The organism is Pseudoalteromonas sp. McH1-42 (assembly GCF_022347845.1).
GTDB classification, from domain to species: Bacteria; Pseudomonadota; Gammaproteobacteria; order Enterobacterales; family Alteromonadaceae; genus Pseudoalteromonas; species Pseudoalteromonas rubra_D.
On the sequence record NZ_JAKRFU010000010.1, the window covers coordinates 16090 to 35793 of the forward strand.

Here is a 19704-nt window from a genome sequence, read left to right on the forward strand (position 1 = left end):
AAGATGCAAGGTACTCTACGTAAGATGCAGGCACAATTGAATTGTGCATCGGCACCAACCATAAACTATCAGCTGCCTGTGGGCGACGATCTGTTGCCATTGAACGAGCTGATTGGCAAGCGTCTGACACTCACATTTAGTGGCAACATTTTCTGCTGTAATTGTGGTAAGAAAACCAAGAAGAGTTACTCTCAGGGCCACTGTTTTGTGTGTATGAAAAAACTGGCGAGTTGCGACATGTGTATCATGAAGCCCGAAACCTGCCACTATGATCAAGGCACCTGCCGTGAGCCAGAATGGGGCGAAACACATTGTATGATCCCGCACTACGTATACCTGGCAAACACCTCAGGCCTGAAAGTGGGGATCACCCGTCATACCCAAATCCCGACACGCTGGATAGATCAGGGCGCCACGCAGGCAGTCCCCATCTTCAAAGTGCAGACCCGGTTGCAATCGGGCCTGGTAGAAGTAGCGCTCGCGGAATTTATTGCTGATAAAACCAATTGGCGCAATATGCTCAAAGGCATTAATCCAGAACTGGACCTTAAAGCATCCGCGGCAGAGCTGATCCCACAGATCCAGGCTAAGCTGGATGAGCTGGCTGAACTGTTTGGCGCCACCGCGATTGAACGACTCGATGAAGACGTGGTAGACCTGAACTTCCCGGTAACCGACTATCCAAGCAAGATCAGCTCTTTTAACTTTGATAAAGAGCCCGTAGTCAGTGGCATACTACAAGGTATTAAAGGCCAGTATCTGATCTTCGACACGGGTGTGATCAATATCCGCAAGTTCACCTCATACGAAGTTTCGGTGAGTCTGGACTAGCGCATGCGCGGCCAGTTAGCGGCCGCTTACCCGCCGTTGCGGGGGAGAGAACTCACTCAGCCCACGCTCGGAACGATAAAAGTTCAGCCAGTCTGACTGAGGCAGAGGCCGGCAATAGTGATATCCCTGCATCGTGTGGCACCCCAGCTTTTGCAAAAACTTCTGCTGCACAGATTTTTCAACCCCTTCCGCCACTACATGTAAATTCAGTGCTTTGGCCATCGCGACAATCGCTGTCACAACCTCACTGTTGCCATATTCATCTGGTATTTTGGCGATAAAACTGGCATCGATTTTCAGTATGTCGATGGGCAGCTTAGCCAGATAACTCAGCGCCGAATACCCAGTCCCGAAATCATCAAGCGCAATCGAAACCCCCAGATTTTTCAGCTTGTTAAGCATGACCTTGGCATCATGCAAGTTACTGACAAAGCTGGTCTCGGTTAGTTCCAGCTCAACATAATGACCATCCAGATTATGCTGTTCCAGCGCTTTGGCCATGGTCATCACCAGATCTCCCTGACTGAGGTGACTGGCAGAGATATTAATCGCGATACGACGCATATCCAGCCCTTCACTCAACCATAGAGCCATTTGTCGACAGGCTTCGTTGATCACCCACTGATCCAGCTTCACAATCAAGCCCAATTCCTCTGCAAGGGGAATAAACTGGGCTGGCGAGATAGTGCCCAAATTGGGGTCTTGCCAGCGCAGCAAACACTCTACACTCATGATCCGACCGCTCGTCAGGCAACGCAATGGCTGATAATGGAGTTCAAACTCGCCGCCTTCGAGGGCGCTTTGAAAGCGACTCAACATAGACAAGCGTTCAAGCGAGCGCGCATTCATCGATGCTTTATACAGCTGGAAAGAATTGCGTCCCAATTCTTTAGAGCGGTACATGGCCACATCAGCATGCTTGAGCAGGCTTTCGCTGTCCAGGCCATCCTCAGGGTAGATTGCCGCCCCCAGTGATGCCGTCGCCGCCACATTTAGCTCACCCAACGCAAAGGGCACACTGAGCTCACTGAGTACCTGATCGGCAAAGCCCACCACATCTTCCATATGCTCGACTTCGGTAAGCAGCACAACAAACTCATCCCCGCCCAGACGGGCCAGTGTGTCTCCTGGCTTAAGAATGGCTTTTATCCGCTCACTAACCTGGCTGAGCAGTTTATCCCCGGCACTGTGACCTAAGGTGTCATTGACCTCCTTAAAGCGATCTAAATCTATGAACATCACGCTGAGTTTGTGTTTATCTCGCTGCGCCGAGGCTAGCGCCATAGACAACCTGTCGTAAAATAGCCGGCGATTAGGCAACCCTGTGAGTTCATCAAAATACGCCAGTCGGGCAATTTTCTCTTCCGCATTTTTACGTTCGGTGATGTCACTGAAAATGGCGGCATAGAGCACATCATCACTGTAGGGTTCATTGATTTCAATGATGGTCAGCCACTCGACATACACTTCGCCACTTTTACGCTTATTACAGATCTCTCCCTGCCAAACCCCCTTATGCGACAATTCCGACCACATCCTTTCATAATAATCCTGACCATGGACACCCGAACTCAGCAGGCTGGGGTTTTTGCCCAGTACCTCATAGTCCTGATACCCCGTCAACGCGCTGAACGCAGGGTTGATTTGGATGATTTCGCCATTGGCCCGGGTGATCATAATGCCATCGAGTGAGGCGTCGATAATGCGGTTAGCCAAATAGAGGTTTTTTTCCGACTTTTGTAATGCCAAGTCCCGCTGAGCCAGCACTTTCTCCAGCTCACTACAATAAGCGGTTTCTATTTCTGTCAGCACATTCTTCAAAGCCAGTAAGCCCATTACAGCACCAGAGCCAGGTTCACGGATCACCAGATGACGAATAGAACGTGCCGTCATCAGACGGTAAGCATCGAACAGGCTGTCTTTGGGGGTCATGGATTCCATCGGATAGCTGGCCAATTCCCAGCAGGGCATACGCCAGTCCTGATTCAGGATCACATAGGCCACATCCCGTTGGGTGATAATGCCATACTCAGCCAATGCCTGGTTATATACCAGCACTGCGGTGGTCTTGTCCCGGCGCATCGCGTGAATCGCTTCGGAAATACAGGCTTGGGCATCCAGGGTGCTGATCTGTGACTCGAAATGATCTTCTATGGGGCGAAAGTGCAGATAGTGGTCCAGCCCCTGATTGCGCACAATATCAGACAGAGACACTACACCCAGCGGTTGATTATGGGCGTCTTTTACCAAAAGGTGACGGATTCCCAGCTGGTGAAACTTGATAGTGGCTTCACTCAGCGTCTGACTGATCAAAATATCATGTACCGGTGAGTTCATAATATTACCAATGGCAGTCTGTGCCAGACCAGTGTGCTCAAAATCCAGACTGACACAGTCTGACTCTGTCCAAATCCCGACGATTTTGCCGTCCTGCTCAATAAATATCGAACTGACCCGCCGCTCACGCATCAAACTCAACGCATCATACAAACGCGTTGTGTAGTCACAACACAGCAGGTTATTAGAGTAAACATCTTTAATTTGCAGTTGACGTGTATCGCCCATCATAAGCACAGCCTCGCTTTCAGCCAATCTAATCGAGTATAATGAAGACAATTTAAACAACCTTGACCAAGAACAAATAATGACAATAAAGTCGTACCCGTTCCTATTATGGTTAGACCAAAGTCTAGCTTATGTCAGTAATGAGACTGAATTGGCGGAAATGTGCCATTATGCGGGCCCTGACGAGGGGATCTGTATCTATCCTGATGGCCAGTATTTGACTCGCTCAGGCCAACAGGCCCCTTCTCTATCGGCCGATGCACTCACCCGATTAGTGCAACAAACCTTAGTACAGGAAGGCCAATGCTGCGTGTCAAAACTCAATCAGTGCAGCGTCAAAGAGGCCTTCGAATTGTTAGAAAGTATCAGCTAATTGAGGTGGTTCAGGCTTCTGCCAGCGCACGAATATGACACTCAACGCTGCGGCCCAGCGATGACAGATCATAGCCCCCTTCGAGATAGGAAATGATACCCAGGCATGAGTGTGCCCTGGCGAAGGCAATCACCTGCTCTGTAAACCAGATATAATCTTGCTCCACAAAGCCCAGTCCTCCCATATCATCCTCAAGGTGCGCGTCAAACCCGGCACTGATGAAGATTAGCTGAGGCGAAAATTCCACCAGCCTGGGTAGCCATTGCTGTTCCACCAGCGCACGAAAATCTCGCCCATCGCTGCCAGCGGGTAGCGGGGAATTCAAGATAGAATCCGTGTTTTCAATCGCTGTATTAGGATAAAAAGGGTATTGGAATAATGAACAAAACAGTACTCGGGGGTCATCGCGCACTATGTCCTGCGTCCCGTTACCATGATGTACGTCAATGTCGAGCACCGCTATTCGCTCCACGCCCTGCTGCTGGGCATAAGCAACCGCAATGGCTAGGTTATTGAATACGCAAAATCCGGAAGAACTATTTTGATTAGCATGATGTCCTGGCGGGCGCACGGCACAAAAAGCCGCATCAAGCTTGCCTGCAAGTACTTCATCAACGGCCAATAAACCAGCCCCGACCGCACGCTCAATTGCTTTCATAGAATCGGGACATAACCAGGTGTCACCGTCCAGCTCAGCCAGGCCTGACTCGGGTAATGCCTCACATACCCGACTAATATGCGCCTGGTCGTGCACTCGTGCAATGTCTTTCAGTGTCGCCTTGGGTGCCGTTTTATATTCAATGGCCACATCTAATCCGGACGCCAGAATTCGATCTGAAATGGCGTCCAGTCGCTCCGGACATTCAGGATGATCCGCAATCATTTTATGTTTACGACAAAGCGGGTGAGTGATCAATGCAGTACGCATAGCAAAATCAGTCCTTCGTAGAGTCATAATATGAGTGTATCAGAGCCGCCTGAAGCAAACCCTGATACTTTGGTGTAACCTGTCGACTTACTGTGTCGAAAGCGGTTTGGCTTTAAGCTGCAAATTATGAAAATCGAAACTGAAGTCGGTAATATCCGGGTTCACCCAGGACATACTTGCAGCTTCGACCTGTTGTGATGGAGACAGAGTAAAATCAATGTACGCATCCGCTTCTAACTCAGCATGCTGCCACTTCACAATAAATGTATTACCAGTATGGTGTTGCAATTTCCCTTTCAGCATTTCGGTATGGGTAAAATCAATATACAACTCACCATTGAGCTCTTCCACAATCACATTGCCGTACCATGGACTGACCAGCGTGCCTGTGTATACTTGATTTGCCAGTTGTGGTTGTCGCTTGTCTAACTTCACAGCCCCTGCAGAGCGGTATGCTTCTTCACGCTTCAGCTGATACTTCTCAGCGGCTTCTTTGACCCACTCCTTATCAGGCAATCCCAGCGCATCCTCGAACACCTCATTTATAATGGCCGTCAAAGCTGGAAAAGCCTGTTGGTTAGACAGCACCACTACACCCAGCTGCTTGCCTGGTATCATGGCAACTTGAGAGACCATGCCAGGGATCCCACCCCCGTGCCACACTTTTTTGTGACCGAAATAATCTTCTATCGCCCAACCTAAACCATACCCCCGAAACTGCCGCTGATATGCTTTGCCCGCTTCATTTGGCCAACGCATGATGTATGGATGCCACATATAAACCTGTTGAACTTCGCTAAACAGCGCGTTGCCATTTGGCATTTTGCCTGCAGCTAACTGAGTTTTTAGCCACAAACTCATATCGTTGGCACTGGAAGCAATGGCACCCGCTCCGCGAAAATCCTCCAGGTAGTCCACGAAGAAAGGAGTGAGTTGACCCTGCCAAAATATACTCCCGGTCGCCCAGTTCTGGTTCTCCTGTGGGATCCGTGAAAATCCGGCACGTGAAGTATCCATCCCCATTGGTTTAAACAATCGCTGCTCAACAAAATCTCGCCACCCCATTCCACTTACGCGATTTACGACTTCACCTGCAACCACAAACATCAGATTGTTGTAGGCATAAGTGCTGCGCAAGCTGCTCTCTATTGGTAAGTGTGCTATCCCTTCCAATAGATCAGCCATGGTTTTGTCGGTATCTGGCCAGATCATTAGATCACCAGCTCCTTTCCCCAGTCCACTACGATGGCTTAGCAGATCAGCAATCGTCATTGCTCGCGTTACATAGGGGTCTGACAAACGAAACTCCGGGATGTGTTTGATGACCTCATCACTCCAGCTCAGCTTGCCTTCATCCACCAATACTGCCAGAGCCGCAGCCGTAAATGCCTTACTATTTGAAGCGATCCCAAACAAGGTATCCGCATCCACCTTATCCTGGTGAGCAATATGGCGTAACCCATATCCTTTGCTCAATACAACTTCACCGCGCTCTACCACAGCGAGTGCAATGCCAGGTATATGGAACCTCTCCATTGCCTCAGTAACAGCCTGCTCAACATCCGCGATATTCACGCCTGGCGTATATTGCTCAGCCAACGCAGAAAAACTACTCACCGACAACATTACGGTGGCGATCAAGCCTTTACCAATTTGGTACTTCATGTGTATTGCTATTCCTTATTGATGAATGGACAATTCCCGTCGCGCTCTGTGGAAATCCAGGTCCAGAGTACATGGCTGCTTAGCGAGCAGCTGCTGATACGACGCAGGGAATTGATGATGTTGCACGCCCCGCAGCACATGCTCCAGATACCAGGAAAACGGCAGCAGGTCGTCGTAAAATTGTTGTGTGATATAACAGTGCGCAGTGAGCCGTGAACCGCAAGCGCGGATCACCTCAACACCTTGTCGCTGATAGCCTTCACCTTCTATGCGGTCTAACTGTGCTATCTCTTGCTCGGTTAAGGCATACAAAACGCCATGCACACATGCCACAGCGCTATCATCCGGTTCAATGGAGCATTTAGCCGAGCCATCCTGACCAAGATGACGAAAACCCAAGGTGTAGCCTGGCAGGCGGGCGGTGCCAAGCAATTGGGCTGCTGGTAAACGCGCCTGCAGGCGCGCGGGGGTTAAATTTGATCCAAAAGCAAAGTTAAGTATTTCTCTGTCTGCCATCATGACTCCTGGCATTATTAAAGTATTACCCTAAGCGCCAGCAGCAGTAGAATTACCCCTATTCCGCGATCAAACCAATGCCCGGCACGTTGAAAAAAGCTGCGGACAGTGGCTTTGCTCAGCACCATGGAAAGGGAAGAAAACCACAACCAAGTTGCCACAGCCATATATAATCCGTACAAGATTTGTACGGACTGAGGGGTGCCAGGATCAATCACCAAGGTAAACAAGGAAAGGAAAAATAATGTCGCTTTTGGGTTCAATGCGTTCACCAAAAAGCCGCGCCGCAGTGCCTGCATGGCACTTTCCTCGGTTGCAGATGGGGTAGCTGTTTGCTGTGAGTCCGGATTGGCACTTGCACGTAAAGCCTGAATACCCATGTACGCCAGGTAAGCGCCAGCTAGGTATTTAAAGACATTAAATAACTCCGGCGATTGCGCTAACAACAACGCGACACCAAGCAGACAATAAGTGACATGTACCAATATCCCTAACCCTACTCCTGCGCTGGTCATCAGAGCATTACGGCGACCAAAGCTAATGCTTTGTTTCAGTACAACGGCAAAATCAGGCCCGGGGCTGGCAACCGCAAAAAAATGTGCCAGCGCAATCAAAACAAACTCATCCAGATAAGGCGACACGACTGCGATCCTCCAGTGCCAGTAAAACGGGATCCGGAGACGTTTTTAAAATGCCCTGAAGCTGTTTACAGGCTTTTTTATACAATCCTTTGAGGTGGGGTTTAAGGTGTTTCGCACCGTTATATTGTGGCTTGAAATGACACACCAAGGCATGCACAAAGATCGTTTCTGCCTCACTGAGGGCAGCCTGCCGATTGGCATAGGCATTATAACAAGAGCCACACCCACCTCTGAAATGGTAAGCACTGTTACTCAACATCACACCAAACCCCATGTACACAGCCAGCACATCTGCGGCAACGGGTAAATGTTCCTGACCGCCTGGTGGTAACTTACCCACCTGGTGAATCAAAATCATCGCCAGAGAGCCAGCTAAACTTGCAACCATATCCTGAGGCTGGTTGATTTGATTAGGGTTATAGGAAAGAGCAATCGGCATAGCTGGCGTTTCTGACACCGACACCTGCTCTCCGCGCAATCCACCACTAAGGGTAAAATTTGGGAAGGTCTGCTGCAACGGCATTTGCTGCGGTGGTAATAAAGCAACAGGCCAGTGCTGCAACCCGGCATAATCGCGCACCCGGCCAAACACAGTTTGTGCCATTTGCTCAACACTAGTGACCTGATCCGGGAAGTCCTGCACGGTAGGCTCAACAATCCGAGTGTGACGGAGAAAAAAATCGACGTCAAAATGCTCAACCGCCCAGCCAAACAAATGAATTAACTGCTGAGCCTGAGCGTCTTCCAGTAGTGGTTTAGATTTAAATATCGCCAGCATAATATCCTGTCTTCTGTATCAAAACATGCCAGTTCCGGGCGTTCTCACCGCCCACTAATCACTTGGCATTGCAAGAAAAGATTCATATCATATTGCCATATTAGCGACAATTACCCTGTGATACCATGCCTCATCTGATCATTGAACACTCTGCCCATCTGAATATTTCCGTTTCTGAACTTGTCCAGGCCGTCCATCAAGGTGCTGAACGTACTCAGCTGTTTGATCCTTCGTCCATTAAAACCCGGGCAATTGCTTATCACGACTATCATCTGGGTAGCGACCACAGAGGCTTTATTCACGTGCAAGCCCACATTATTTCCGGCAGAACGATAGCACAAAAGCAACTGCTGAGTGAGACGCTACTACATGCGCTGAACGCAGTAGTCGATGGCGAGCAACTCCACCTCAGTGTTCATCCCTATGACTTAGAGCCAGAGATCTACCGCAAGAACTGACGTATAATAGCCCTTAATCAGAGCTGCTCTCAGCTCACCCGCATTGACGTGCGGGTCATTTTCAATTTACAGAGCAATCACTATGAAATTCCCCTGTCGTTTAGATAAGTTTGTCAGCCACATTCAGGAGCTGCCTCGCAGTAAAGTCAAAATAGGGATCAAAAAAGGCCTGGCCGTTGTCAATGGCGTCACTATCAGCAAAGCAGATTATTCTGTTGGGCAGGATGATCTAGTCGAATGGGACCAGACGCCACTGGTTTATCTCGGTAAGCGTTACTATATGCTGAACAAACCGACTGGTTATGTGTGCGCCAATCAGGACGACCTGCACCCCACCGTTTTTGAGCTTTTGGACGAGCCCAACTTAAAAGATTTTCATGTTGCGGGGCGGCTGGACCTGGATACCACTGGACTCGTTTTAATTACCAATGATGGCGACTGGTCTCATCAAATCACCTCACCAAAGAAACAAAAGTACAAAACTTACCTGGTTGAAACACAAGAAGCACTCACCGAAGAAGCACTCGAGCAACTACGTCAGGGTGTCGCGTTGCACAATGAAAAAAGCCTCACTCAGCCCGCCATAGCGGAGCAGCTGGATAAGTATGCGCTACGCTTATCTATCTGCGAAGGAAAGTACCATCAGGTGAAGCGTATGCTAGCAGCGGTCGGTAATAAGGTCGTAGAACTACACAGAGAAAATGTTGCTGGTATTGAGCTGGATACACAACTGGCGGCCGGTGAGTACCGCTTACTCAGCGATACGGAAGTTAACATAATTAATGCAAGGTAAAACGCTGTCACCCCCTATAGTGAGGAAAAATCATCTAAGATTACTGTTATAATGACCTTTTTCAGCTTTCCACAATACGGAATTCGTGTTAAATCATTAAATCAGATTCTGCTACAGGGGCATCACGTGTTTTCATCACTTACTTTAAGAACAAAAATCATCCTATTTGCAGCTTCTATTTTTGTTGCCCTCATTCTGGTGGCAATTGTGGGGCTGCAATCCCTCAGACATGCAAGCGAAACAGACAATATTGCGCGTATCAATCAACTGATGAAAAGCACAGCCAATATAGTGCAGCAGTTTGAAGGGTTTGTGCGCAGCGGCGCCCTGACAGAGGAACAGGCCAAAACACTCGCATCGCAGATTTTACGAGAAAACAAATATCACGACTCTGAGTACGTGTACGTGGTGGACAGTGAACTCAACTTCATCGCTGCGCCACATGACCCGCATTTACACGACACCAGCTTCAACGACTTTAAAGATGCCAACGGTAATAGTATCGGGCGCATGGTGGAACGTTTGGTCGGCTCGCAAACAAATCGTATCATTACCTACAACTGGACATCACAGCGCAATGGCACCGTCGCAGCCATGACTTCAGTCGTGCAAAAAACCCCTCTGTTCGGCTGGTATGTGGGAACTGGTATCAGTTATCAGGAAGTCGATGAGCGCTATTGGGATACTGCAAGCTGGCTCGCGTCTTTGTCATTACTTATCGCCGTCGCACTGACCTTTGCTTTAACTCGCTTTGGCTTGTCTCTGTCTAACAAACTAGGCGCAGAGCTGGATGACGTCCTCGACATCGTTCAGGAAGTTTCGCGCGGCAACCTCACTTCACAGATCCACAACGACAACGCCAAACCAGACAGTATTCTGGCGGGCATGGAATACATGCAAGAAGGGCTAAAAGGTGTGGTTGGCGGGCTAAAATCAGTCAGCGATTCGCTTAATGAACAAAGCCACAATGGTGAAGCTCGTTCTAATGAGCTGGAGTCACTCACTCGCAGCCTGAGCGAAGAAACCCAAATGGTGGCATCAGCAATCACCGAACTCACCGCCTCTGCGCAAACCGTGGTTGAGCACGCAGAGCAAGCAGCTGACTCTGTGCAACAAGCAGAAGGCCAGGGGCAAAGTGCCGATAAGCTCACGACTAAAGCGTCTGAAGCCATTGTCCTATTAGAGCAGCAAATCGACAGTGCAGGTAATAATATTCAGGTGCTTGATGAAGAAGTAAAAAACATCGCCAATGTACTGAGTGTGATCCAAAGTATTGCGGAGCAAACCAATCTGCTGGCATTGAACGCTGCGATTGAGGCGGCACGTGCCGGAGAGCAAGGTCGCGGGTTCGCAGTCGTTGCCGACGAAGTCAGACAGCTGGCACAACGCACCCAAAGCAGCACAGAAGAAATCCATACCATGATTGGTAATCTTCAATCTGCAACTCAGGAAGCCAAAGCATCAGTTACCCTGAGTATTGCCACCAGTGAAAAAACCGTGACAATGTCTAACGAAGCCAGTGAAGCACTGAAACGGGTGGCTGAATCGCTCAGTGCAATATCGCAAATGAGTGACCAGATTGCCCAAGCCGCAAAAGAACAGCTTGCAGCCGGAGAAGACACCGCACACCGTGTGGTAACCATATCAGATACTGCCAGTCAGACAGCCCAGGTCTCACACCATGCGCATCAGGCAACTGACAGCATCACGGCATTAACGCATCAACTGGAAAAAGAAATGGCAAAATTTAAAGTTTAGCAACGTAGTTAATATTCAGATTTTCAAGAAGAAAAAGTGAAACGAACAATATAATTAACAATTAATTAAAGTTATATGAAAAATTTCATTTCACTTTTCCGGACTAGGTGGTAAATTTATTAACCAGAGCTTAATAGACCTTATGTTGTGCTGTATGAAATAAATCATATATGATAGGTCTTAAAGCACACCCAGTTCATCTAAATTACGTTTGCGTGACGTGCACGTAATTTACAGATGAATGAGCAAAGGCGGATGCAGTGCCTATACTCTAGAAGCTGACTAGCCAGTTATTGCAGTCGTTTTGGTTAGGCAAACAACAATGACATAAGGAACATCAATATGAAATCTCTTTCATTCACTGATTGCCAAAAAGTCGCTGCCGGTTCCAGTGTGTTACACCCTGTTAGACCCAAAGGCCAACAAACTTCCCAAAAATTAGAGACAAAACGTACTTCGACATGACAAAGGATTTATCGATTAAAGACCTGCTACTACCATACGTCGTGATGGTAGTAGTCATTTTTATTATGCAGGATGCAACCTATGTGTTCATCCTCTCTTGTATTGCAATCATCTCTCTGGTTTTCCTGATCGGACTGCGGATCAAAGACATTAATATTTGCGTCCTCGCTATGATGAATTTGTCATCCATACTGATCGAAAATCTGCTGTTTTCCACAGGCCTGATAAGCCTTTACTCGGACGAAGAAAATCGCCTGCTACAAAACAGCATTATATTCGGCCTTTCCATGGCCAGAGAGCTTCTGATTTTGGTGCTCCTCACCTATCGCGTTGAAATCACCAAATGGTTGTTTCCTAAGCATCAGATCCGTGCCACCTTTGCTGACAGCATCATGCCCTGGCTCTACCTCATAGGCGCAGCCATCAGCTTCTTCGCACTGATAGAGAACTACTTCCGTAATGGTAAGGGATACGATATTACCTTCTTCTTTTACGCCTTTGAAATTACAGGCTATCTGATCTTTTCCACCATATGTGCCATGCTGGTTGCGCTAACGGTGATCTCTTATAAAGAAGCCTATGAGCTGAAAGTTCCGACCATTAAAAAACGGAGTTAACATTCGAAAGGCAAACCTGTATAGTCCATCGACAGGTTTGTCTGAATAACATCCAGGGATTTGATGCATGGCCTTCGCGGTCCACTTTCGCTATATCAATAGCCCCTTGCTGATGGTCATAGTCGCACTCAGTCTGATATTGATCATTCTTCGCGATGCAACTTTCTACGTCTTTTCGGCATACTCTCTCTTACTTAGCGGCCTGTTTATCATTGGTGTCCGACTGAAAGATGTAAACCTGTGCGGGTTAACAGGACTGGCCCTGTTTCCCATTATTTATGAAAACTTGCTATTCTCAACTGGCCTGATCAGCCTGACCTCAGAGACGCAAAACCGTCTGTTCCAAAACAGTCTGATTTTTGGTCTGCATTTTATCAAAGAGCTGATTTTACTAGTGCTGCTAATCTACCGGATGGAGATAACTAAACGCCTCTTTCCAAACAGAAATATCTATTATACTTTTGCGGATACCCTGCTGCCATGGCTATGTTTGCTCACCGCCATATTTAGCTTTTTAGCCTTATTCGAGAACTATCTGCGTAATGGCAGAGGATATGACATCACCCTTTTCTTCTATGCATTTGAGGTAACGGGCTATCTGTTTTATTCATCGGTGTGTGGCACCCTCTTAGTGCTCACCGTGATCACCTACCAACAACAGCGTCTGAGCCCGCAAGGTAGCGACAGATAGATCAATCAGTGTGAAAGAATGGGTTATCCAGATATATCGGCTGTGCTGTCGCTAAGAAGGAGAGATCAAAATAGCGCGCCAGTAACTGCTCATACTGACCACTGTCTTTCAGGCGCCTCAAACCCTGATCCAGCTTTTCTGCCAGTTCTGGTTTTTGCTTGTTCACAAAAAAGTAGAAGTGTGCCGGGTATGACAAATAAACACCGGGCAATTTGACCAGTTCAGCGGCAGATTGAGCTGCGAGCTCAGAATCCACCTCAACCACTGAACGGGGAAAATAGTCTGCTTTTTGATTGATCACCAAGTCAAACATCGCCTGGTAATTCACTATCGGCCTGACCTTTAATCCGTTAGCAGCCAGTATCTTGGTATCCGGCCAGTCATGCCCCTGCACAGCAACCAGTTTAGCTAGCCCGGCTTTGCTTTGAACAGCCTCAAACCGGGTCAGTTGCTCGCGATGTACCAGCAGCGCACGCTTGCCAATCAGGCCATCAAAGAGTGGAAACTTAACCGCGATGGCCAGCTTTTCTCGCGCCGGACTCGACATGCTCCAGTGCAGATCAACCTCACCTTTGCTCAATGCCAGTAACGTTCTTTGTTGATGTGGGTGGACCTTAACATGTTGAATATCAACGGGGTATTCAGCCGCCTTTAGCGATAAGTCGAGCAATTCGTAAAGAAACAAATCCCGGTCATAGAGGGGCCGCATTTCTTTTGCAACATAAATGGTGGATTTTGCCTCGACCGCCGCACCAAGCAGTAACAGCATCAGATAGATAACCCGTTTTACCATACACCACCTAGCTCATATTGAATTGTCAGTCCTGTATTGTGCAATCCAAGGACATATCACCCTGACCTCCAAACTACACCTAACTGCAACAATACTCAACCGAGATTGTGTTGTCATAAATCGCTGAATTAAGTAGCCAAGCTACTGACCGCCTCTAACCGTACGACCGGAGCACTGGGCTTGCGACGATTACAGACAAACAAATAACTGTTGCGATAGCGCTTGGCCTCTTTTTTCGCGTCGGTTGCCAATGCAGCGACCTGATGGCTGTTACTACAGGATTCCACATCCGGTGATACCAGCCCGATAGATAACGTCAGTAACGGCACAAATTGCTTCTGACCTTCACGATTACTGGCCCAGTAACCGCCAGCCGCAACATGCTCTGGCGTAAAGAAAGCCTTAGACTGAGCTTCAAACCGCTGAATTATCTCATGGCACAGGTTTTCAGCATCGTCGTTGTCAAACACCACCATAAAATCGTCGCCACCAATGTGCCCGACAAAGCAGTGACTATGTTTACACACAGCAACTGTCACCTCAGCCAGCAGTTTAATCACACTGTCGCCACTGGCGTAACCATAAAGGTCATTGAATTGTTTAAAATGATTGAGGTCGATATAGGCCAATGAAAATCCATGCTTAGCGCGCAAGCGCTGTTCAATGGCCTCATTAATCGCCACATTACCCGGCAGCATGGTCAGCGGGTTGGCGTGTTGCGCATGGCGGATTTTTTCGTCCGTAATATGTTTCAGGATATCCCTTAAAGGCGCCAATCCCAGATAGCGCCCTTCCCGGGTAATAATAATATGACGTCGGATGTCGAATTCATGCTCAGTGATCAGCTGGCTGACACTGTCGAGTTGCTCTTGCTCATCAACAATCAGCGGTTGTTTGTCCATTAGCTCAGTCACTGGCTTTTTATCGAATAAGGCATGACCATAGGGTGCAGCAAACACTTCCGTCAACTGATCCCGATGCAGCAAGCCAACAGGCTGTCTTGCATCATTCACTACAGTCAAACTCATCAGTCGTTTATCACGCTCAAAATATCGATGGGCATCAAGACATTGAGTACAGGTGTGGATTGCAGCAACGTCCTTCGCCAGCCAGCCAATCGCAATAGACTGCTCAAATGGATTGTCCTTACTGCTGCTGTGACGATGCTGTGCCAGATTGATCATCTCCAGAGCCGGCTGCTCACTTGGTTTAGCCAACAAATATCCCTGCGCATTCACAATCCCTAACTGCTCCAGTAAAGCGAGCTCTTCCATCCGCTCAATGCCCTCTGCAATCACCGCAGTATTGGTTGCCTTAGCCAGTTCAATAATAGACTTGAGAAACTCTCGTTTAACGATACTCTGATCGCAATAGTCGATGAAATAACGATCCACTTTAACAAAGTCAGGACAGAGTTCTGACCACTGCTTTAGCCCGGAATAGCCTGCACCTAAGTCATCAATGGCGATAGTGAAACCCAGCTGACGGTAGTGGGCTATGGTCTTTAACAACAAAAAACCATCATCGACCTTATCTTGCTCAGTCACTTCAATCACTATACGGCTGGCTGCCAATCCAGCCTGTTCAACCAGGTGTAAGGTTTCCCCCCTCGGATGACGAGGGTCCAGCAGTGCTTTTGGGCTGACATTAAGAAACAGCTTGCCGGGCAATTGTTGCGCCACAAACTGAGTAATGGCCCTCTGACGGCACAACAATTCCAGCTCCGACAGACGATCGTAGCGACTGGCTGCCGCGAACAAACTATCTGGTTGCTCCAACACAGAACCACGCTTACCGCGGCTTAAAGCCTCGAAGCCCAGCACCTGCTCCTTTGCCAAGTCATAGATTGGCTGGAATGCCGTATAAACGGCTTTGTTAGCGATGATTTCATCCAAAAGGATCTGCGTTGAGTCCACTGCTCGATGACCAAGATGAGGTTTGATTGATAATCGAGCAAATTATCAATTTTACATGACAGTTATATGTCAAAAAGACGATTGTACCTAATTTGATGTTGAATCATTTGCAACTCCCTGTTGCTCTATGCTCACCTCAACGCGTTTAAATGCTTGTTTTACCTGTTCAATATGGGCCATCACCTCGACCATTTCCAGTTCCGCTTCCAAATACGCGTCGTCGCCTGCAAGCCCCCCTTTTGCCATCACCAAAACCGTCGCAGGATGCACCACTAAATCTTTGCTATGATAGCACACCGGATCGGGTAACTCAGGCAACTTACCATCGCCATGATAGTCTTGTTCCAGTGCTGCAAGAGACATCTCAGCCAAAGACGCTCTGAGTGTCAATACCGCATCCAGATAAGACCGGCACTGTGGGTAAGCCAGTTTAAAGGCATCCAGGACCACATCACTTTGCTGTATCAGATCATCCGCACGAGCCTGGATAACCCCTGCATCACGCTGGATACGAATGTCTGTCAGTAACTCGCTGGCTAACAACGCATACGGTTCAATGCCACTGCCCTGCACAGCTGATGTCGCAGCCTGGGCATTAGCCGCCGGCCCTGATGGCTCAGAACACCCGAATAGCGAAAAACAAACGAATGCTGCTGCACATTCCTTACGCATTGTATTTCCCCCGTTCTCACAAAAAAGCCGCGATACAATCGCGGCTTCCGTTAGCTAGTTGGTTGATTATGGCATGGCATCCAGATCGGCGCCTTCTTTTTCCACTTCAACCGGGATCAGATCTTCCTTACTCACGCCCATCGCAACCGCCACTGAACTGGCGACATAGACTGATGAGTAAGTACCGATGAATACACCGAATAACAAGGCCGTTGCAAACCCATGGATGGTCTGGCCACCCCAGACAAACAAGGCAACCAATACCAGAATAGTTGTGATTGATGTCACTAACGTCCGGTTCAGTGTCTGTGTCAGCGAGATATCAATAATCTCCAACGTGTCATCAATACGAACTTTACGGAAGTTTTCGCGGATCCGGTCAGATACAACGATGGTATCGTTCAGTGAGTAACCTATCACGGCGAGGATCGCGGCCAGAATCGTCAGGTCGAACTCCAGTCCAAGCAATGAGAATAAACCCATGGTCAGGATCACATCGTGGAACAAAGCGGCAACCGCACCGACAGCAAAACGCCACTCGAATCGAAACGCAACATAGATAAGGATACACAGCAATGCAGTCAGCATTGCCAGACCGCCCTGCTCTTTGAGGTCCTCACCCACACTCGGGCCAACGAACTCGATACGACGCATTTCAACGTTGCTGTCGACCTGCTTCAGCGCATCAACCAGTTGGTTACCCAGGATTTCAGCTTTCACATCATCACGCGGGGCCAGACGTACCAGCACGTCCTGACTTGAACCAAACAGCGTGACCGATGCATCCGGGAAGCCATTCTCTGCCAGCGTACTACGTACTTTTGGTAAGTCCGCAGGCTGCGAAAAACCCACCTCTACTGCCGTACCACCAGTGAAATCCAGACCCATGTTCATGCCTTTGAACGTCAGGCTAAAAATAGAGGCCAGGATCAGTAGCGCTGAAAATGCCATTGACACTTTACGTGCCGACATAAAACGGATGGTATCTTTAATTCTTAATAACTGCATGTCCGTCTCCTAGATTGAAAGCGAGTTAATTCGCTTGCCACCGATGACCGCATTGATCACCGCACGAGTACCGACGATAGCCGTAAACATCGACGTTAAGATACCTATAGCCAGTGTCACTGCGAAACCTGCGATCGGACCTGTCCCCACTGAGAACAGGATCACCGCAGCGATCAGCGTGGTGATGTTGGCGTCGAAAATGGTGCTAAAGGCACTGTCATAACCATGATGAACGGCTTGCTGAGGACTACGTCCTTCACCCAACTCTTCACGAATACGTTCGAAAATCAGTACATTAGCATCAACTGCCATACCGACGGTTAGTACGATACCAGCAATACCAGGTAACGTCAGTGTGGCCCCTGGGATCATCGACATAACGCCCACAATCATGACCAGGTTGGCAGCCAACGCCAGGTTCGCAACCAGACCAAAGCCTTTGTAGTACATCAGCATAAATGCCAGTACGAATGCAAAGCCCAGAACAACCGCAGTCATACCTGCCTGGATGTTTTCCTGACCGAGGCTCGGACCCACCGTACGCTCTTCAACAATTTGGATCGGCGCAACCAGTGCCCCTGCTCGCAGCAACAGGCTCAGGTTATGGGCTTCTGCCGGCGTGTTAATACCGGTGATTTGGAAAGAACTGTTCAAACGCGCCTGGATAGTTGCCACATTGATGACTTCTTCCACTTTGATTGGCGGCAGCGCTTTACCATTCTTGTCGACTTTACCTGACGGCTTGTATTCGATGAAAACAGTTGCCATCGGTTTGCCAATCGCACGTTTGGTAAAGGCACTCATTTTCGCACCACCTTTGCTGTCCAGGTTGATGCTTACTTTAGGGCGTTGATACTCATCAAGACCAGACTGTGCGCCTGTGATGTGCGACCCTTCCAGTACCACACGTTTTTTCACAACAACGGGATAACCGGCCTGGTGCATGATCACTTCAGAACCCGGAGGCACGCGACCCTGGGCTGCCGCTCGGGCATCAGCATTTTGGTCAACTTCACGGAATTCCAGCGTCGCCGTCGCGCCTAAAATCTCTTTCGCACGCGCGGTATCCTGTACACCTGGCAGCTGAACGATAATACGTTCCGCACCCTGGCGCTGTACGTTCGGCTCAGCTACACCCAGCTGGTTGATCCGGTTACGAATGATGGTTTCGTTTTGTTTGATGGCGTAGTCACGCAGTTCTTTGATTTTCAACTCGCTCAGCGTTGAGAAAAACGCCAGGCCGTTGCTGCTGTCATTGATAAACAGATTACCCGGGTAACGCTTTTTAAGAAAACGCTCAGCGGCATCTCGGTCTTCATCAGAACGCATGACCACCTGAATACGGTCACTGTTGGCAACACGACGAATCGAGCGATAACGTAGTTTTTCTTCTCTTAGATCGCTCTTATAATCCTGCTCCATCTGCTCAAATGCTTTGTCCATGGCCGTTGCCATGTCCACTTCCATCGTAAAATGAACACCACCGCTCAGGTCCAGACCCAGTTTCATTGGGTTAGCACCTAAATTCTTTAACCAGTCAGGCTGTGCAGGTGACATGTTTATGGCAGAGATATAATCGTCACTCAGAGTATTACGCAGCAGATCCTGCGCCTTTAGCTGATCTTCAACATTCGTGAAGCGGATCAAAACCTGGCCATTTTCAAGGGCAGTCGATTTTACGGTGAGGCTATTGTCTTTAAGTGTTTTATTTACCTGGTCGAGCACACTGAGATCGGCATTGGTACCTTTAGTACCAGAAACCTGTATGGCCGGATCACGACCATACAGGTTAGGTGTAGCGTATAAAATACCTACGGCCAATACAGCGAGCACAAGTAAATATTTCCACATTGGGTACTTGTTTAACACTGGATCATCCTTATTGCTAGTTTATAGCGACTTCATTGTGCCTTTTGGTAGCACAGCTGAAATCGCTGATTTTTGTACCGTTACTTCTGCCTGATCATTCAGGGCAATAACGATAAAATCTTTGTCTTCTGCAACCTTAGAGATTTTACCAACCAGGCCACCCTGAGTTAGTACTTCATCACCTTTGGTCAGCGCACTCATCAGATCTTTATGCTCTTTGACACGCTTCGCTTGTGGGCGGTAGATCAGGAAATAGAATACCAGACCAAAAATACCCAGCATGATCAACATGCTCCACTCGCCACCGGCTGGTGCTGCGGCTGCCGTACTGGCATGCGCGCTAGACATAAATAAGCTCATAGCTCTT

19 protein-coding genes are annotated in these 19704 nt (G+C 48.5%); 7 read left to right on the forward strand and 12 right to left on the reverse strand.

The window, feature by feature from the left end; all coding sequences use genetic code 11:
• Positions 1-3: 3 nt before the first annotated feature.
• The gene (locus MHN31_RS09880) at positions 4-831 is read left to right on the forward strand and encodes a DUF2797 domain-containing protein (protein WP_010383251.1); all 828 of its coding nucleotides are present in this window, start codon (positions 4-6) and stop codon (positions 829-831) included.
• A gap of 15 nt (positions 832-846) precedes the next feature.
• Here MHN31_RS09880 and MHN31_RS09885 read toward each other — a convergent pair whose 3' ends face one another.
• Entirely contained in the window at positions 847-3399 is a 2553-nt protein-coding gene (locus MHN31_RS09885; RefSeq protein WP_239444196.1) for an EAL domain-containing protein, read from the reverse strand.
• A 76-nt stretch (positions 3400-3475) separates the two neighbouring features.
• Here MHN31_RS09885 and MHN31_RS09890 point away from each other — a divergent pair, with 76 nt between their 5' ends.
• Complete coding sequence (locus MHN31_RS09890) at positions 3476-3769, forward strand: DUF4144 family protein (RefSeq protein WP_138536816.1); 294 nt, start codon at positions 3476-3478, stop codon at positions 3767-3769.
• Positions 3770-3779: 10 nt separating this feature from the next.
• On the opposite strand, the gene MHN31_RS09895 is transcribed toward MHN31_RS09890, so the two are convergent.
• The 5 genes from MHN31_RS09895 to MHN31_RS09915 all read right to left on the reverse strand — a co-directional run bounded on the left by MHN31_RS09895 (position 3780) and on the right by MHN31_RS09915 (position 8297).
• Positions 3780-4697: a histone deacetylase family protein gene (locus MHN31_RS09895; protein WP_239444197.1), complete on the reverse strand. Its 918-nt coding sequence runs from the start codon at positions 4695-4697 to the stop codon at positions 3780-3782.
• Positions 4698-4784: 87 nt separating this feature from the next.
• Complete coding sequence (locus MHN31_RS09900; protein ID WP_239444198.1) at positions 4785-6362, reverse strand: serine hydrolase; 1578 nt, start codon at positions 6360-6362, stop codon at positions 4785-4787.
• A gap of 15 nt (positions 6363-6377) precedes the next feature.
• A complete protein-coding gene (locus MHN31_RS09905) occupies positions 6378-6878 on the reverse strand; it encodes a gamma-glutamylcyclotransferase family protein (RefSeq protein ID WP_239444199.1) in 501 nt (166 codons plus the stop codon).
• A 17-nt stretch (positions 6879-6895) separates the two neighbouring features.
• Positions 6896-7519: a LysE family transporter gene (locus tag MHN31_RS09910; protein WP_239444200.1), complete on the reverse strand. Its 624-nt coding sequence runs from the start codon at positions 7517-7519 to the stop codon at positions 6896-6898.
• Positions 7500-8297 carry a hypothetical protein gene (locus MHN31_RS09915; RefSeq protein WP_239444201.1) on the reverse strand — a complete coding sequence of 266 codons (798 nt, stop codon included), beginning with the start codon at positions 8295-8297 and terminating at the stop codon, positions 7500-7502. The genes MHN31_RS09910 and MHN31_RS09915 overlap by 20 nt, the downstream gene beginning before the upstream one ends.
• Before the next feature lie 125 nt (positions 8298-8422).
• On the opposite strand from MHN31_RS09915, the gene MHN31_RS09920 reads away from it, so the two are divergent.
• The 5 genes from MHN31_RS09920 (at position 8423) to MHN31_RS09940 (ending at position 13079) form a co-directional block, all read left to right on the forward strand.
• Positions 8423-8755 carry a 5-carboxymethyl-2-hydroxymuconate Delta-isomerase gene (locus MHN31_RS09920; protein ID WP_125558315.1) on the forward strand — a complete coding sequence of 111 codons (333 nt, stop codon included), beginning with the start codon at positions 8423-8425 and terminating at the stop codon, positions 8753-8755.
• Between the two features lie 82 nt (positions 8756-8837).
• Positions 8838-9548: a pseudouridine synthase gene (locus MHN31_RS09925; protein WP_239444202.1), complete on the forward strand. Its 711-nt coding sequence runs from the start codon at positions 8838-8840 to the stop codon at positions 9546-9548.
• A 126-nt stretch (positions 9549-9674) separates the two neighbouring features.
• A complete protein-coding gene (locus MHN31_RS09930) occupies positions 9675-11306 on the forward strand; it encodes a methyl-accepting chemotaxis protein (protein ID WP_021032737.1) in 1632 nt (543 codons plus the stop codon).
• 461 nt (positions 11307-11767) lie between these two features.
• The gene (locus MHN31_RS09935; protein WP_010383265.1) at positions 11768-12388 is read left to right on the forward strand and encodes a hypothetical protein; all 621 of its coding nucleotides are present in this window, start codon (positions 11768-11770) and stop codon (positions 12386-12388) included.
• Between the two features lie 67 nt (positions 12389-12455).
• The gene (locus MHN31_RS09940) at positions 12456-13079 is read left to right on the forward strand and encodes a hypothetical protein (RefSeq protein WP_239444203.1); all 624 of its coding nucleotides are present in this window, start codon (positions 12456-12458) and stop codon (positions 13077-13079) included.
• A gap of 1 nt (position 13080) precedes the next feature.
• Here MHN31_RS09940 and MHN31_RS09945 read toward each other — a convergent pair whose 3' ends face one another.
• The 6 genes from MHN31_RS09945 to yajC all read right to left on the reverse strand — a co-directional run bounded on the left by MHN31_RS09945 (position 13081) and on the right by yajC (position 19697).
• Entirely contained in the window at positions 13081-13872 is a 792-nt protein-coding gene (locus MHN31_RS09945) for a transporter substrate-binding domain-containing protein (protein ID WP_125558324.1), read from the reverse strand.
• Between the two features lie 128 nt (positions 13873-14000).
• On the reverse strand, positions 14001-15788 hold the full coding sequence (locus MHN31_RS09950; protein WP_239444204.1) for a bifunctional diguanylate cyclase/phosphodiesterase: 1788 nt from the start codon (positions 15786-15788) through the stop codon (positions 14001-14003).
• A gap of 87 nt (positions 15789-15875) precedes the next feature.
• Positions 15876-16460: a hypothetical protein gene (locus MHN31_RS09955; RefSeq protein ID WP_239444205.1), complete on the reverse strand. Its 585-nt coding sequence runs from the start codon at positions 16458-16460 to the stop codon at positions 15876-15878.
• Between the two features lie 66 nt (positions 16461-16526).
• Positions 16527-17468, reverse strand: coding sequence for a protein translocase subunit SecF (gene secF / locus MHN31_RS09960; protein ID WP_058797149.1), 942 nt, complete (start codon positions 17466-17468; stop codon positions 16527-16529).
• Between the two features lie 9 nt (positions 17469-17477).
• Positions 17478-19337, reverse strand: coding sequence for a protein translocase subunit SecD (gene secD, locus MHN31_RS09965; RefSeq protein ID WP_010383274.1), 1860 nt, complete (start codon positions 19335-19337; stop codon positions 17478-17480).
• Positions 19338-19358: 21 nt separating this feature from the next.
• Positions 19359-19697, reverse strand: coding sequence for a preprotein translocase subunit YajC (gene yajC, locus MHN31_RS09970; protein WP_125558330.1), 339 nt, complete (start codon positions 19695-19697; stop codon positions 19359-19361).
• Positions 19698-19704 lie beyond the last annotated feature (7 nt).